The organism is Kitasatospora sp. MAP12-44, assembly GCF_029892095.1.
Taxonomy (GTDB): Bacteria; Actinomycetota; Actinomycetes; order Streptomycetales; family Streptomycetaceae; genus Kitasatospora.
This window is the reverse complement of sequence record NZ_JARZAE010000004.1, coordinates 8473359-8488707: the sequence shown is the minus strand read 5'-3', so window position 1 is coordinate 8488707 and position 15349 is coordinate 8473359. Positions and strand designations below refer to the sequence as shown.

General features: G+C 70.1%; 15 protein-coding genes and 1 pseudogene. 10 read left to right on the top strand and 6 right to left on the bottom strand.

The genetic code is table 11. From position 1 onward, the window contains the following. The first annotated feature begins 18 nt into the window (after positions 1 to 18). From P3T34_RS38145 to P3T34_RS38135, 3 genes are read left to right on the top strand one after another with little or no spacing between them, the layout of a single operon-like run. The gene (locus P3T34_RS38145; RefSeq protein WP_280671182.1) at positions 19 to 582 is read left to right on the top strand and encodes a phage tail protein; all 564 of its coding nucleotides are present in this window, start codon (positions 19 to 21) and stop codon (positions 580 to 582) included. Positions 583 to 590: 8 nt separating this feature from the next. Next, positions 591 to 1202 (top strand): phage tail protein, encoded by a 612-nt coding sequence (locus P3T34_RS38140; protein WP_280671180.1) that lies wholly within the window; start codon positions 591 to 593, stop codon positions 1200 to 1202. A 10-nt stretch (positions 1203 to 1212) separates the two neighbouring features. Further along, on the top strand, positions 1213 to 1824 hold the full coding sequence (locus P3T34_RS38135; protein ID WP_280671178.1) for a phage tail protein: 612 nt from the start codon (positions 1213 to 1215) through the stop codon (positions 1822 to 1824). A gap of 320 nt (positions 1825 to 2144) precedes the next feature. On the opposite strand, the gene P3T34_RS38130 is transcribed toward P3T34_RS38135, so the two are convergent. After that, the gene (locus P3T34_RS38130; RefSeq protein ID WP_280671176.1) at positions 2145 to 2678 is read right to left on the bottom strand and encodes a hypothetical protein; all 534 of its coding nucleotides are present in this window, start codon (positions 2676 to 2678) and stop codon (positions 2145 to 2147) included. Positions 2679 to 3159: 481 nt separating this feature from the next. Here P3T34_RS38130 and P3T34_RS38125 point away from each other — a divergent pair, with 481 nt between their 5' ends. Next, a complete protein-coding gene (locus tag P3T34_RS38125) occupies positions 3160 to 3537 on the top strand; it encodes a hypothetical protein (RefSeq protein ID WP_280671174.1) in 378 nt (125 codons plus the stop codon). Positions 3538 to 3732: 195 nt separating this feature from the next. Here the strand turns inward: P3T34_RS38125 and P3T34_RS38120 are convergent, their stop codons facing one another. Beyond that, positions 3733 to 4173, bottom strand: coding sequence for a hypothetical protein (locus P3T34_RS38120; protein WP_280671173.1), 441 nt, complete (start codon positions 4171 to 4173; stop codon positions 3733 to 3735). Between the two features lie 398 nt (positions 4174 to 4571). On the opposite strand from P3T34_RS38120, the gene P3T34_RS38115 reads away from it, so the two are divergent. Further along, positions 4572 to 5588 (top strand): substrate-binding domain-containing protein, encoded by a 1017-nt coding sequence (locus tag P3T34_RS38115; RefSeq protein ID WP_280671171.1) that lies wholly within the window; start codon positions 4572 to 4574, stop codon positions 5586 to 5588. 36 nt (positions 5589 to 5624) lie between these two features. Here the strand turns inward: P3T34_RS38115 and P3T34_RS38110 are convergent. Next, positions 5625 to 5735: pseudogene (locus P3T34_RS38110) on the bottom strand (IS630 family transposase); the annotation flags it as partial. 165 nt (positions 5736 to 5900) lie between these two features. Between P3T34_RS38110 and P3T34_RS38105 the strand changes: the two are divergent. From P3T34_RS38105 to P3T34_RS38095, 3 genes are all read left to right on the top strand, one after another. Next, positions 5901 to 7523 carry a hypothetical protein gene (locus P3T34_RS38105; protein ID WP_280671169.1) on the top strand — a complete coding sequence of 541 codons (1623 nt, stop codon included), beginning with the start codon at positions 5901 to 5903 and terminating at the stop codon, positions 7521 to 7523. A 340-nt stretch (positions 7524 to 7863) separates the two neighbouring features. Then, positions 7864 to 8787 carry a hypothetical protein gene (locus tag P3T34_RS38100; protein ID WP_280671167.1) on the top strand — a complete coding sequence of 308 codons (924 nt, stop codon included), beginning with the start codon at positions 7864 to 7866 and terminating at the stop codon, positions 8785 to 8787. Between the two features lie 478 nt (positions 8788 to 9265). Then, on the top strand, positions 9266 to 9901 hold the full coding sequence (locus tag P3T34_RS38095; protein ID WP_348534736.1) for an ATP-binding cassette domain-containing protein: 636 nt from the start codon (positions 9266 to 9268) through the stop codon (positions 9899 to 9901). Positions 9902 to 9945: 44 nt separating this feature from the next. Here P3T34_RS38095 and P3T34_RS38090 read toward each other — a convergent pair whose 3' ends face one another. Then, positions 9946 to 12180 carry a hypothetical protein gene (locus P3T34_RS38090; protein ID WP_280671165.1) on the bottom strand — a complete coding sequence of 745 codons (2235 nt, stop codon included), beginning with the start codon at positions 12178 to 12180 and terminating at the stop codon, positions 9946 to 9948. Positions 12181 to 12511: 331 nt separating this feature from the next. Then, positions 12512 to 12826, bottom strand: coding sequence for a metalloregulator ArsR/SmtB family transcription factor (locus P3T34_RS38085; protein WP_280672650.1), 315 nt, complete (start codon positions 12824 to 12826; stop codon positions 12512 to 12514). 359 nt (positions 12827 to 13185) lie between these two features. Between P3T34_RS38085 and P3T34_RS38080 the strand changes: the two genes are divergently transcribed. After that, entirely contained in the window at positions 13186 to 13974 is a 789-nt protein-coding gene (locus P3T34_RS38080; protein ID WP_280671163.1) for a hypothetical protein, read from the top strand. A gap of 316 nt (positions 13975 to 14290) precedes the next feature. Here the strand turns inward: P3T34_RS38080 and P3T34_RS38075 are convergent, their stop codons facing one another. Continuing rightward, the gene (locus P3T34_RS38075) at positions 14291 to 14569 is read right to left on the bottom strand and encodes a hypothetical protein (protein ID WP_280671161.1); all 279 of its coding nucleotides are present in this window, start codon (positions 14567 to 14569) and stop codon (positions 14291 to 14293) included. 79 nt (positions 14570 to 14648) lie between these two features. Here P3T34_RS38075 and P3T34_RS38070 point away from each other — a divergent pair, with 79 nt between their 5' ends. Further along, the gene (locus tag P3T34_RS38070; RefSeq protein ID WP_280671159.1) at positions 14649 to 15275 is read left to right on the top strand and encodes a sigma-70 family RNA polymerase sigma factor; all 627 of its coding nucleotides are present in this window, start codon (positions 14649 to 14651) and stop codon (positions 15273 to 15275) included. Positions 15276 to 15349: the final 74 nt, after the last annotated feature.

Here is a 15349-nt window from a genome sequence, read left to right as displayed (position 1 = left end):
GAGTAACGAGGAGCAACAATGACAACAGACGCCCCATCACCCATCCCTGTCGGCACCATCGTGGCCTTCGCCGGCCAGTTGGACCCGGTCTGGCTGCAGGGCCAGGGCTGGCTCTACTGCGACGGGTCCCAACTGCAGCAGTCGCAGTACCAGACGCTGTACTCCGTCATCGGCGGCAACTACGGTGCGGGACCGGGCACGTTCAATCTGCCCGACCTGCGCGGCCGGTTCACCCGAGGAGTCGACCTCGGGGGCGGACGGGACCCGTACGCCAACTCCCGGACCCCGTCGAACCAGGGCGGGCTCGCCGGGAACAATCCCGGCTCCGCGCAGGACTACTGCACCGCACAGCCCACCAGCGTGTACACCACGGACAGCCAAGGCGGCCACCAGCACAACGTGGAGCACCTGCCGACGGACCAGGAGGGGCTGGCGACCGCCGGCAGCCACTACGCGGTCTGGCCGAGCGCCAGCGCGACCAGCTCCAGCGACGGCAACCACACGCACACCGTGACCGGCGGGGACGCGGAAACCCGCCCCATCAACAAGTACGTGTACTTCCTGATCAAGTTCGACGGATGAGGACGACGATGACCACCACGCAGAAGAACCTCCCCTCCCAGGTGATCCCGGTCAACGGCGTCCTGGTCGGCTCCGTCATCGGCTACGGCGGGATCATCTCCGGAAACTCCCCGGCACCGGCGGGTTGGCTGTTCTGCGACGGCTCCGCTGTCTCCCGCTCCACCTACGCCGACCTCTTCAGCGTGATCGGCAGCCAGCACGGCGGCGGAGACGGCACGAGTACGTTCAACCTCCCTGACCATCGCGGGCAGTTCCACCGAGGCGTCGACGACGGCACCGGGAACGACCCGGACTCCAGCACCCGCACCGCGGCCAACCAGGGCGGTGCCGTTGGCGACCAGGTCGGCTCGGTCCAAGGCCGGGCCACGGCCAGGCCGACCGCAGAGGCATTCGGTACCGACAGCCAGGGCGGCCACACGCATTCGATCGACAACCTGCCGACCGCGAGCTCGCACTCCTACGTCTCGGCGTCGCACTACGCCAGGTGGAACAGCGAGAGCGCCGACAGCGACAGCGTCGCGGACCATTCGCACTCCACCACCGCGGGCGGTGGGGACGCCGACACCTGCCCGATCAACATCTACCTCAACTACCTGATCTACTACGGCATGACCTCCTGAGGAGTGAACAATGACGGATCCGGAGTTCACCAAGCCGGTCGTACCGCTGGGCGACCTGGTGGTCGGCGCGATCCTGCCCTACGGCGCCCTGCTCGACGTGGGCGCGCTGGAACAACAGGACTGGTTGTACTGCGACGGGTCGGGGCTGGACCCCTCCACCTACCCGGACCTGTTCGCGGTCATCGGCACGCTGCACGGCGGCAACGGCACGACCACCTTCAACCTGCCCGACTACCGCGGACACCTGCAGCGCGGCGTCGACGACGGCACCGGGCGCGACCCCGACGCGAACAGCCGCACCGCGGCGAACCCAGGAGGAGTCGCCGGCTCCCGGGTGGGTTCCACGCAGGGCCACGCCGCCGCCCTGCCCACGGTCACGCCGTTCTCGCTGAACTGGACCGGCGCCCACTCCCACACGCTCACCGGTGTCCCTACCGCCAGCTCGTCCACCGCCGAGATCGGCAGCGCCCGGTCCATCTGGACCGCCGACAGCACGAACACCGACAACGCGGGAGCTCACACCCACACCGTCAACGGCGGCGGCGACTCCGAGACCCGCCCGACCAACGCCTACGTCAACTTCCTCATCCGCTACAGAGCCCCCAACAGCCAACTGATGTAGACCACCGTTCAACCGGCGTTCACCGAACGCACCGTCCAAAGCGGCTGTTCTTCCCCCCGACGTTCACGGCCCCGGTCCTACCGTGCCGGCGACATATCACCCTCGACTCGCGATCGGATGAAACGGCAATCGAACGCAGATCAGCCGCCCCGAGCGGGGCGGCGCGGCTGATCTCGGGTCCGGTCAGCCGGCCACGGTCCCGGCGACGGCCCGCCCACCTTCAGCGGCTTCCCGCGCCCGCCGGCCGGCGTCGACCTGGCGGCATCCGGCGCACAGCCCCCGTCGCGGGTCCGGGTGGGGAACCCTCGTACGCTCTCTCCTCAGAAGCGCCACACCTGGGAGAAGTCGTTGGGGTTGCAGGCGGCGACCGACAGGTAGGCGCCCGGACCGTTGGACTTCAGGCACTGCCCGGTCGCGACGTTCTGCAGCACACTCCAGCCGTTGTTGCTGTAGTACGTGTGCCACCGCTGGTTGGCGGGCAGGGCACCGCCGTCGGCGGCGTTGAAGTCGGTCCCCGCACCGGCGTCCCAGATCTGCACCGCGCCGCTCGCGACGTCCAGGTCCAGGACCTTGCCGGACGTACCCGGCAGGATGGCGAAGGTGCCACCGTCGAAGCCGTACCAGCTGACGCTCTGGGATCCGCTGAAGTTGGTGCCGTAGGTACCCACGCGAGTGCCGTTGGCCTGGCCGTTTGCCTGCACGTCGAGGCTACTGTCCTGGTACGCGTAGTTGCTGACGGAAGGGCTCGCGCCCGCCGCGGAACCGAGCCCGTCGGCCTGGGCGGTACCGGTGGCGACACCGGCAAGGGAAACGGCGGCGACGGCCGCCGCGGCAACTGTGCGGACGATGGACATGAATAGCCTCCAGAAGGTGGTCACCCGGGACGGCGTCCCGAACTGGCCACCAACGTCGTACTCGGCGATCAATAGCCCGTACACGCCCGTTAAATGCGCCGCACCTGCCGCTGCGGTCCGGTGCGGGGCAGGACGCCAGCACCGCCAGTCTGCTGCGGGAGTCCTCGCACCCGCTATACAGCGGTGGGCCGCGCCCGGGCGGCGGGCGATGGGTGTCTGTGTGAAACGATTCCTTCCACGGACATCGCGCGCCCCGGCCCCGGTTGCGTCCACAGCCAGGACCCGACCGGCGCGTTGCCGGCAATCGCGCCCGATCTCGGCGCCGGGTGAAACCACGGTTCAACCGCCGCCGACACCCGATTCAACGCGTCCGGACCACGAAGGCACATGCCTTCGATCCGTCAGGAACCACCGGGCCTGGGCCTCTGTCGCCGCACGGGGGTGGACAGCACGAACGGCAGCCAGCCACGAGGATGGACCCATGTCTGCCGTGCCCATCGAACCTCGCCCCCTGAACGCCGCCGAGAGAGCCGTGCTGGAGCACCTCCTGGAAGCCGACTTCGCCGGCGCCCCGCAGCTGCGCGGCCAACTGGACCACACCCAGGTGGTGGCCACCTGGGGAACCGGGTCGGTGAGCGTCGATCTTCGGGTGCTCGGACCGGAACAGCATCCCGCCGCGCCCTCCACGCTCCTGCCGACCGGCGCAGGCGTCTACGACCACAGCGGCCAGTACATCGGCGAACTGCTCCTCTGGGCCGAGGGCGGCACGACCCTGTCAGCCCTGGAGTACGCCTGGGTCACCGACGAGATGCCCACCTGCCTGCCGCCCCTCGACCGGATCCAGCGAACAGCCGGCTGACCGCCAGTCACGGATGAGGCGGCCGGTCACGGACGGGGCGGCCGGCGTGGCCAACTGCGGTACGCCCTTCGACCGCCACGCGTGCACGGCGCAGCTCGTGCCGGGACAGGCCGGGCCGGGACAGGCCGGGCGGCGGGACGGGTCGATGTGGGCCGACTTTTCAGCTGGAGGCGAGTGTGCGCCGGTGATCCCCGGTCAGCGGCGGCCGGTGGCCAGGATGACGAGGAACTGGCCGCCGCCCGCCTCGACGTCGGCGGTCACCGCCAGCCCCGGTACCAGCCGGGAGAACCGCTCCACCAGCCAATCCGCCGCCTCCTGGGCGTCCTTCCTGGTCGGACAACGGCCCACCATCTCGCGGCCCCCCTTGCGCTCCAGCCTCCCGGCCACGGTGATCAGCGGCGCGGGTTCGGCCACGTACAGGCGGTCCGGCCAGGCAATGACCACCTTGACCGCGCCCTTGCGGGAGTTGCACCCGCGGTGCGCAAGCCGCTCGGCGACCTTGGCCTTGCGGTCAGCGGTCCGGCTGTCGACGCTGGGCCCCCGCGGGTCGTTCACCGACTCGTCGGGGTCGACCGACTCGTCGCACACCCAGCACCGCCAGCCATCACGCTCGGCCACATCATCAAGAAGACTCATCCGAGCAAACTAGCCTGCCCCGCCGCCACCCCGCACACCAGGACCTCGGCGAAGGTCGCTCGCACCGCCAGCGCCCCGATCACAGGGACGGACCCGGTCGGCTGCGCGGCCAGGCGCTCTGCTCACGCCGGCTGACGCCGGTCCACACCAGATCCGTGACGCCAAACCCTTGACGTTAGAGCGTCCAGCCGATGTCATATGTTCAATCTTGTGGCCATGTGTTGAGATCTGGTGGTTCCTTCCCGGCGTGCTACCCCTGCCTTCCCCTCCGCCGGCCCAAACGGCTCCCCACCCCCTGGGCAGGCTCCGCAGCCGTCCCCGCCCCCGCCCCACGCCAGTCGGCCCCAGGCAGCACCCTCGACCGTCCGCCCAGCAGTGTCGACCAAGGAACCCCCCTGATGAACAACCCGCAGCCGCACTCCCTGAGAGTGCTCGCCGCCACGCTCGTCCTCTTCGGCGTCGCCGCCTGCTCCACCCACCAGGACACCCGGATAACGGGACCGATATCGCTGACCTACCTGCAGAAGCAAGGCGACCAGCAGTACTTCCTCGACGAGGCCGCCGGCGCCAAGGCACGGGCCCAGCAACTGGGAATCGACCTGACCATGGTCGACCTCGGCAACGACCAGGGCAAAGCCCTCAGCGCCGAGAAGCAGGCCATCGCCCAACGAACCAACGGGTTGATCGTCGTGGTGCCCGACCCGGCCGTCGGCCCCCAGGTGGCGAAGATCGCCAAGGACGCCAAGGTCGCCCTCCTGACCTCGGACGACCAGATCTGCACCGACCTGCCCGACCCCAGCGTGTGCGCACACCAGAACCTGCTCCCCCGCGTCGGCTTCAGCAGCGAGCAACTGGGCACCCAGGTCGGCCAACGGGCCGCCCAGGAGTTCGCGAACTCCGGCTGGAGCGCGGCCGACACCCAGATCGTCGCCGCCTGGCAGCCCGACGTCAACGTCTGCCGCCAGCGGGTGGACGCCGCCGACGAGGCCTTCCTCGCGGCCACCGACCGGGTGCTCTCCGTCGACGTCGCCACCGACAACACCACCACCGGCGCGCAGAGCGCCGTCGCGGCAAGGATCGCGGTGACCCACGGCATCAAGCACTGGATCGTCTGGGGCTGCAACGACGAGAACGTGCAGGGCGCCACGGCCGCCCTCGACAACGCCGGCGTGCAGCCCAAGGACATCATCGGCGTCGGCCTGGGCGCCTACCTCGCCTGCCAGGACTGGCGCGCGGGCCGGCCCACCGCCATGAGAGCCGCCCTGTTCATCAACGGCGCCGACGTCGGCGCCCTGGCCGTCCAGACCATGTACGACAAACTCACCACTGGCAAGGACTTCCCCGCCGAAACGTTCGCCCCCACCACCATGGTCGACGCCTCCACCTGGCAGACCACCGCCCTGCACTGCACCTGAACCACCCCACCACCGCGACACCCTGGCCGGGACGCCCAAAGCGTCGCGGTGGTGGGCGTCGGCGTTGCGCCAGCGCGGGTAGCGGCGCAATGCCCGGGCCTGGACCGTGTGGTCAGGGTGACGGGAGTCGGCGAGGGTGAACGCCCGGTTTCTCTCGCCAGCGAACCGACGCCCGCATCACAGCCTCCCGCTGGCCGGATTGACAACTCCTTGACGCCGAATTCCGCACTCCGCTCTGTTCCGGAGCATATGACGAGGTGAAGGATCGGAGCGTCGAGCCGTCGGATGTACGGCACCTCACAAGGAGAGCCCGTGCAGGAACACGCCGAGCGCAAGGAAGCCCCCGGCCAGTCGGCCAAGGCCTCCACAACGCGCCGGACGGCCACATCATCAGCGCCCGGCAGGGCCGCCCACCGGCTGTCCCCGGGCGACATGCTGGCGCTGCAGCGCACCGTGGGCAACGCCGCCGTCGTGGCCATGCTCCGGTCGCCGTCCGCCCCTGTCCAGCGGGAGACCGAGGACATCGAGGTGACCACAGGCCGAGCCAAGAACACCCTCGACACGATCGCGCAGAACGTCGGCACGACGACCGCCACGACCATCGGATCGCAGTTCACCGACCCCACAGTCAGCACCCCCGCCTCCTACGCCGGCGGCATGGCCGCTCCCTTCTCCTCCGCAATCGCCGCAGGCGCCGGCCTCGTCACCGGCATCGCAGCCATACGCCGCGCCCAACACGACAAGGACGCCGCCACACCCGGCGACTCAACACACCGGGACGCCTCCCGCGACCTCGACAGCGCCCGCGCCGAGGTCGGCCAGAGCGCCTCCGGCCTGGTGGGCAACATGCTCAACGGGGCAGGCGGAGCGTTGAACTTCGCCGGGCAGGCCCCCGCCGTGTACAACGCTGTCCTCTCGGCGGGCGCAGCGGTGACACTGCCGGCGTCGATGCTCCAGACGGCACGGTACGCCCGCAAGGCCGCCAAGGCGCAGGACCGGGTCGAGGCACTGCGCAAGCTCATGACCGCGGAGACGGAAAATCCGAAGAAGGCGCTGGAGGCAGCCGACCAGGAGGTCGCCGACTGCCGCGAACTCGTCGATGCGCTCAAGGAGTTGCACACGGCCAAGAGCGCCGTCTATCAGGCCCGCCTCCAGGAGATCGGCCGCTCCCCCGCGGACCGGCCGATGGGAACGGACCTGGACACCCTGAAGCAGGCGCTGCTGGAGGTCCATGAGCTGGAGCGCAAGCTCCATGAGGCCGACCACGGCCTCCAGGAGGCACTGGCAGGGCACAAGGAACGCCAGGACGCAGCGGACGCGATGCACCGTGCACTCACCGAGGCCGCGCAGGAAGTCACCCGGCATCGGCCTGATGCTCCCGAACCGCTCTCCCTTCGCATGATCCAGGCGTATGCGACGCGCAAGAACGAGCGCGGCCGGATCAAGAAGATCATCGCGGCCACGGGCGGGGCCCTGGGGACGTCAGGATCCGTCGCCGCCCTGGTCGCCTCGATCGCCGTCGCCGCCGGAGCGAGCGCAGGTGCGAGCACGCTCCTGGCCACCCCGGTCGGCTGGGCGCTCGCCGGCGCGGGCGCCGCGGTGGGGCTGAGCCTGGCCACGTACCAGGCGTGGAAGTACTTCGCCAAGCGCTGGGAGCAGTTGGCCGAGCACGACGCGAGCGGGAAACCGACCCGATCCCCTCTCGCCCGACTCGGCAAGACCCTCGCTTTCTGGAAGAAGGCCGGCCCGGGCAAGCGCAAGGAGTACGCCGGAGCGCTCTACCGGATGGCCGAAGGCGAGCAGGACGCCGACCCCGTCCGCACGCAAGAGGCACGCAAGACCATCGCCGCGCTCGGACTCGACTGGGACGCGCTCACGATGAACGCCCAACCCGAAAGCGCCAAGAAGCTGATCGCCGCCAAACTCGCCTCGTAGCCCCCCCAGGCAAAGGACGGTGGCCAGCGCGGCAAGCCAGAGTGCCGTCAATGCTCTGAGTGAGCGTCAGAGACGCCTGCCGGTAGTCGAGAACGCAGCCGGCCGACTCCCGGCTGGAGTGAACCCGGCGGGCGGGCAGGGCCGTAGTGGTGATGCGAGATCACTTTCCGGTGGCAGGGCCCCAGATCTGCGACAGAACCGATGATCGTACAGATCGTCCCTGGGGGCCGGCCGCTGCGGATTACCACACCGCCAGTCCGCGACGCTGCGACAGTCACCAAGCGAACAGAATCAATCAGCAACAGACAAAAGTTCAGCGATAATGCTATCAATATGTCACATGTGCAATTACAGTCGCGGAGAGCGACTCGCGGTGGCCGCCGCGCAGCCGGCTGACGGCCGCTCCGTCACCGTGCACCTGGGCGGCAAGGACATCCAGGTGCAACTCAACCCGCGCACCGGCATCGTCCCGATGCGCGGTCAGCAGAGCGCACCGCTCGCCGAACCGCTTCAGTCCGGCGCCACCGCCGTCTACCCGCCCGACTCGCCTACCACCGGACTCCAGTACCGCTCGGGACCGATGGCGAGCGCACCCAAGGTCTACCTGGATTTCTGGGGCAGCCAGTGGTACACCAACAACCCCACTGAGAACGCCACCGAGGGCTACCTGCAGGCCCTCTTCACCGGTCTCGGGTCGTCCAACGACACCTGGTCCACCATCACCAGCCAGTACACCGACGGCCACGGCAACGCGCCGACCTTCAATGGCTCAGTGCTCGCCGGTGCCATGGTCGACACCAGCAACCCCGTCCCGGTCTGGGCCCAGCAGGCCGACATCGCGGCCGAGGCACAGAACGCGGCGCAGCGGTTCGGCGTCTCCGGTACCAACGTCAACATCATCGTGGTGAGTCCGAGCGGCACCCACCCCGACTTCTTCCCCAAGCAGGGGTGGTGCGCCTGGCACAGCTGGAACGGCCACGTCGGCTACACCAACCTGCCCTTCCTCCTGGACGACGGCTCCATGTGCGGCGCCAACTCCGTCCAGAGCCCGATGGACGCCTTCAGCATCGTCGCCGGCCACGAGTACGCCGAGACGATCACCGACCCCCAGCCCACCAGCGGCTGGGTGGACTCGAACCGCGAGGAGATCGGCGACCTGTGCGCCTGGAACCACGACAGCCTCGTCGCCCTGGGACCCTGGAACTTCGCAATGCAGCCGCTCTACAGCAACCGCGCCAGCGGGTGTGTCCTGTCTTCGCAGTGAACCGGTGATCCGGCCGACACCGCCAGGCCTCCCGTACGGAAGTGTCATGAGATGAGTTCATTCCCGGAGTTGGGGAGAGCCAGGCCCGGGAACTCCGCCCCACGTACTTCCTTGGCATCACCACCGGTCAGGTCGCGGTGGGCGAGCTCTTCACCGGCCATCCGTCAGGCTCCGTGGTCGCGCGGTGGGCCGGCGGTGCGCTGCTGAGCCTGCTGACCGGATTCGGCGCGCGCTGGTGGGCCGATCGCTCGGCGCACGGGACGAGTTACCGACTGGAGGCGGTGCTGCGCCGGGCGTTGGCCGCACAGCTCGCCCCGATGCCGCTGGGCGAGGTGCAGCGGCTGGGCTCGGGCCGGATCAAGAAGGTCATGCAGGACGACGTCAAGGCGCTGCACAACGTGCTCGCCGACGCGCTCCCGTTCGTCGGCTCGGCCATCGCCCAACCGCTCACCGCGCTGGTGGCGTTGAGCGTGGTGCAGTGGCGGCTGCTGCTGGCCGTGCTGGTGGTCGTGCCGATCGCGATGGTCTGCATGTCGCTGATGAGCCGCGACCACACCGCCGCGTCGGCGTCAGCTGCCTGGAACCGGACGACCTACTGCGGCACATCGCCGTCGTCTTCCAGGACGTCTACCTCTTCGACGACACCATCCGCGCCAACATCGCCCTCGCCCGCCCCGACGCCACCGACGCCGAGATCGAGGTCGCCGCCCGCGCCGCCAACGTGCACGAGTTCGTCGACCGGCTGCCGCAGCGCTACCAGACCCGCGTCGGCGAGATCGGCTCCTCGCTCTCCGGTGGCGAGCGCCAGCGGATCTCGATCGCCCGGGCCATCCTCAAGGACGCCCCCGTCGTCCTCCTCGACGAGCCGACCGCCGCCCTGGACACCGAGTCGGAGGTGGTGGTGCAGCAGGCCATCGAGCGTCTGGTCGCCGGCCGAACCGTGGTCGTCATCGCCCACCGGCTCTCCACCGTGGTCGGGGCGGACCAGATCCTCGTGGTCGACGGCGGCCGGATCGTCCAGCGCGGCACCCACGCCGACCTGCTGGCCGCTCCCGAGGGCCGCTACGCCAGGATGTGGGCGGCCCAACTGGCGGCGCGCAGCTGGCACCTCTGACGGATCGCCATGTCAGAGGTGCCAGTCGGCGTTCGGGAGCGGGGTTACTTCTTCGCCGGCGGGGCGGCGCTGGTGTGGTGGTGGACCGCCTCACCGACGTGCAGCTGCTCCTCCGGCTGGCCGGCGAGTTTCGGCAGGACGTGGGTGCCGAACGGGTCCGTGATCGTCACGGCGTTCCCGTCATGGCGCACCTTGTGCGGCGAGCCCTTGGAGTAGCCCGCGAGCTCCGCCCCCAGGACCGGGGTCGAGTCGCTCACCACGCCGAACCCGCCGCTGGGCAGGGTCAGACTGGTCGCGGTGGCGCCGATCGTGGTGAAGTCGGACTGCTCACCGGCGTACGCCGTGCCGAAGCTGCCCGCACCGCTCACGATGGTGCCGGCGGGCACGGTGACCGGGACGCTGGTGCCGGCCGGACCCTGCACGGTCACCACGCCGCCCTGCACGTAGGCGCTGACCGTACCGGCGGTCTGGGTCTGCTGCCAGGCAGTCTGGTTCTTCAGGACGGTCCCGCTGTCGGTGAGGGTCTGGTCGACCGCCGGGGTGTCGGCCGTGAACCAGGTGCGGTAGGTGGACAGGATGCTGCTCAGGGTCTGCAGCGCCAGCCGGTCGTTGGTCAGGTTCGACTGGTGCATGAAGAACGGGCGCGGGTCGTTGGACAGCACGTACCCGAGCGTGATCTGGGTCTGCAGCGGCAGGACGTAGCTGGACCACCCGGTGTTCAGGTCCAGCGGCGCGATGCACGTGGTGGTCGCCGGGTTGATCTCGCAGTTCCCGCTGCCACCACTCGCCTTGGACCCGTAGAGCCAGTTGTACTCACTCACCTCGTCGGCCTGGGTGGACACGTTGTAGAACACGTTGATCGGGTGGCGCGGGGTGCCCAGCGCCGAGCCAATCTGACGCTGGCCGCTCTCGCGCGAGGCGTCGACGCCGAGCCACTGGATGTTGTTCTGGGTCAGCGCCGCCAGGAAGTTGGGGTTGTCGGCCGGCTGCTGCGGCAGCATCACGGTGCCCGAGTGCTCACCCGCCACCAGCTCGTTCGGCCGGAACGGCAGTCCGTTGGCCTCACCGAACTGGATGTTCTGGGCGATCTGGGAGCTGATGTCGGCCTGGCTGTCGTAGAGGACGTTGCCGGAGGCGTCGGTCTGGCACTTCCACGGGATCACCGAGAAGTCCTGCACGCAGCCCAGGAAGGTGTGGTCGTAGGTGTGGTTGAGCCACCAGAAGCTGTTCTTGTTCGCCAGCAGCGCGGTGGTCAGCGGGTCGACACCCTGTGCGTTCTGGTAGTCCACGCTGGGACCGCCGTTGAACAGGAAGTCCAGCTGGTAGTTGTTCTGCTGCTCCCAGGTGACGGCGTTGGCCACGTCGGCCGGGGTCATCCGGATCGGCGTGGTGGCCGGCACCCCTGCGGCACAGTCGCCCTCGCCCGGGGTGCACTTGCCGCTCTGGCTCCACTGGGAGTTGGCATTGAACAGGTCGTCGATGTGGGCGGAGAAGAAGTTGCGCCAGTAGCCCAGGTGGACACCCCGGGTCACCCAGTCCACGATTCCGTGAGCCAGCAGGTGGAACTGCTGCTGGTAGTAGTTGTAGGCGAAGTTGAGCTCCAGCTGCTCGCGCCCGCCGCTGGTGTAGACCCCCGCGAGGACGCCCTGTGTCGAGGTGCCGGGCACCGTCTCGGTGAGGAAGGGCTCGAAGTGCGAGCCGGTGGCCGGGTTGTCGGCCATCGGCGTGGGCAGGTAGCCGTACGAGCCGCTGCCGCCGGCGGTCCCCTCGAAGGCCACCGGCCCGTTGAGGTAGCGGAAGGCGTCGGCCGTGGCGGAGGCGGTCGCGGTGGCGGTGGTCCCGTCCAGCGACCCGGCCCACTGCGCGGTGTTCAGCCCGAGGTTGGCGCCGGGCCACACGTATGAGTCGACCTGCCGTACGTGGTACGCCACTTCGTAGCTTGCCAGGGAGGCCAGTTCCGCCGCGGAGAGCTGTGACGGTGCGTCGCTCGGCAGCACGACGCCCTCGAAGTGGCCGTGCGGCGTGCCGTCGGGCAGCGTGTCGGCCAGGAACGCGCCGGTGATGGTGGCGCGGTTGGCGCTGGTGAGGTCGACCACGGTGGTCGGGACGCCCTCGGAGGCCAACTGGGCCTGGATCGCCTCGTCCCACGGGTTGCCGTCGGTGACCACCAGCACGTTCAGGTCTACCCGGGAGGTCGCGGCCGAGGCCGGGGTAATGGTGGCCAGGCCGATCACGACGGTCGCGACGGCCAGCCCGACCAACGGCAGGGAGCGGAACATACCGCCGCCCCCTGTAGTGCTTTTCTTGCGTCTCATGGGAGCCGATACTGCCGGACCCGAAGGGCGCCCGTCTCAATCTCCATCCAACGCTGACCAAAAGCAGGGGATTTCTCAGGATTGCCCTGACCCAACGCCATGTATATGTCATTTGATGGACGTATGTGAGGACGTTTGCCCAGGCCCGAGCACCGAGAGGGAGGAGTCGGGACGAGCTCGGCGAATGCGTGGACACGGACATCGGAACGCGTCCCCGACGACGCACTGACAATAATTCTCACCGTTCCCGCGCCCGGCCCTCGGGATTTCCCGGCGCGTTATCCTCTCATGCCGGTCAGGTCAGTCGCAGGTGCTCGACATGGGCGAATGCCTGGTCGAGGAGGGCGGCGACGTGGTGGTCGTAGACGAAGGTGCGGCCCTGGCGCTGGCGAGCGACCAGGCCGAGGGTGCACAGCAGGCGCAGTTGGTGGGAGCAGGCGGACTGCTCCATGCCGACGGCCGTGGCCACTTCGGTCGACGGGCAGGCGCCTTGGCGCAGGCGGGCGAGGATCAGCAGCCGTGAGGGGGCGGCGAGGGCTTGAAGGGTGGCCGCGAGTTGCTCGGAGGTCAGCGCCTGCAGCGTCGGCGGCCCGTCAGTCGCCGCGCCCAGCCGTCGGCGCAGGACGGCGGCCGCGGCGACGGCTGCGGCGGTGTACCTGAGCAGAGGACGAGCGTGCAGGGCCGTCCGCCGGGTCGCGTCGTCACCGGGCCAGGCCGTCCGGCTGCGGCCACGCCGCCACCCGCCCCTCGTGGTCGGCGATCACCAAGGTGCGCGGGCCGGCCCAGCGCAGCCCGCGTGACCGCCATTTGCTCGATCGCTCGACGCCGCCGCGGCCGCGCTGCCGGGGCCTGGGAGGGGAACAGTACGGGGTTGTCGTGCCAGGACCTCCAGTCGCCCGACCGAACGGGTGGTGAATCCGGGAGGTGGTCGGACAGCTGCAGAGGGCGGGTGCGAGGATGGTGGGCACTGTGACGACCCGGCAGATTCGGATGCTCCGCGCCGTGGTCTTCGCCACCCTGTGCGTGGCGTTGGCCGCCACCGCGCACGTCAGCATGTCCGAGGCCATGCTGCCGGGGTCCGTACTGCTGGGAGCATTTGCCGGGACGGCGGGCGGTACCTGGCTGCTGGCCGGGAGTCGGCGCGGGCCCGCGGCGATAAGCGTATGGATGGTGGCCGTCCAGGCCGCGCTGCACGTGCTGTTCGAGGCCACCGCTTCGGTGGGCCCCGGGGCCGGTCAGGCGGTCCGAGGGGCACCCGACTGGGTGAACCTGCTGCTGTGCTCACCCGGTGGCGCGAACCTGGCCGGGATGAGCCCGGAGGGGCTGGCCAGGACGGCCGGCCTGGATCCTGACACGCTGTCGGTGACGGGGTCGGGTGGCATGGCTCCGATGCACGGCATGGCCGCCATGGCCGACCTGCAGGGCACTGGCACCGCGCACAGCATGGTCGGCATGGGCTCGGCACCGCTGGTGGACGGCCTGTCCGCGGGCATGCTGAGCGCCCACCTCCTGGCAGCTCTCGCGTGCGCACTGCTGCTCTGGCGGGGCGAGGCCGCGATCGTCGGTCTGTTCGAGGTCCTGCGCACACTGGCCGGGGCGCTCCTGCCGGTTCTGGCGCTGCTCGTCCTCGCCCCGCGCGGGTGTGAACCGGCGGCACCGGCGCGCCCGAGGCCCTGTCACACCCGGCTTCCCCGGCTGGCGGTGCTCTCGCATGCGCTGCTGCGGCGCGGGCCGCCCTGCCCTGCCCCGGCCGTCTGAAGCGCCCGCCACACACCACAACTCTGCGTCAGCTGCGCCTCTCGGCGCGGTGAGACAGCACAGTTCGGTGTGCCCGTGGGCACGGTCACCCCTTCGCGACCGGCCGCTGCGGCCGGCTGCGTCGCGGGGTCCAGCCGCCACACCACCGTGAACCGAGCGCCCGACCCCGGTCGGCGCGCCGATTTGTCCTGCCACGACGTGCCTGATCTCGCGGGCAGCGCCGCGATGCGGCCTGGCCGCGTCGTGGACGGCTGGTGCGGTGAGCCATCGACTGCTCGACGGTGCCGCTCGTGCGGTGCCGTCCTCGTTCCTGCCTTCAGGACCCTTCATGAGCAACAGAGACAACGCCGTTCCCCACTCGCTCGTCGCCGCTCAGCGCGGCGAGCACAGCGGCGACGATCCGCTCCGACCGCTGCGGGGAAGGACTCCGAGCGGCCGACGCCATCTCCTGCGCGCGCCGGGCACCGGCCAGCCAGGCGGCGCAGTCGGCGCACCGCACGAGGTGCGAGGACCACTGCGGGCCCTGGTCGGGTCCGTCCGCGAGTTCGCCGTCGAGGTGGGCGGACATCGCGGCGCGGTAGTCGGCACAGGTCATGAGCCCATGCTCCCCCACCTGCGGACGGCGGGGGTGGAGACCTCCGCTCCTGCCGGAGCCCGCAGGCCGGAGGTGGCCCGTGGATGACGAACGGCTGACCGCTCTGGCCCTGGCTGCCGGTCAGGGCCGCGCGGAGGACGTCGAGGCGTTCGTCCGGGCCACCCAGCGGGATGTGTGGCGCTTCGTCGCGCATCTCACAGACGTCGAGTCGGCCGACGACCTGACCCAGGAGACCTTCCTACGGGCGCTGACCGGTCTGCCCGCCTTCGCCGCCCGGTCCTCGGCGCGCACCTGGCTGCTCTCGATAGCCCGGCGCACGGTGGTGGACCGCTACCGCAGTGCGGCGGTCCGGCCGCGCTGCGCCGCCCTGGACCACTGGGAGGAGGCCGCGGAACTCCAGCCGTGTTCGGCTGTGGGGTTCGAGGACCAGGTGGTGCTGGCCGACCTGCTGACGTTCGTACCGGCGCAGCGACGGGAGGCTTTCGTGCTGACCCAGGTGGTCGGGCTGAGCTACGCGGAGGCCGCGGCTGTTGCCGGATGCCCGGTGGGCACGGTGCGCTCGCGTGTCGCCCGGGCCCGGGACCAGCTCGTCGCGCTGCTGCACTCGGCGGAGTCCGAGGACGGCTGGTGCCCGGGTTCGGGCGTGGACGCGGGGCGCGGCCGGGCGGCTCGGCAGGGGGAGCCCCCGCCGACGCTGGCGGCCTGACGGCTGCCCTTTTCCGAGATATCTCGAACCGTCCGCCGGCGCACCCTCGCGCGGCGCCGGAGGACCATGACCTG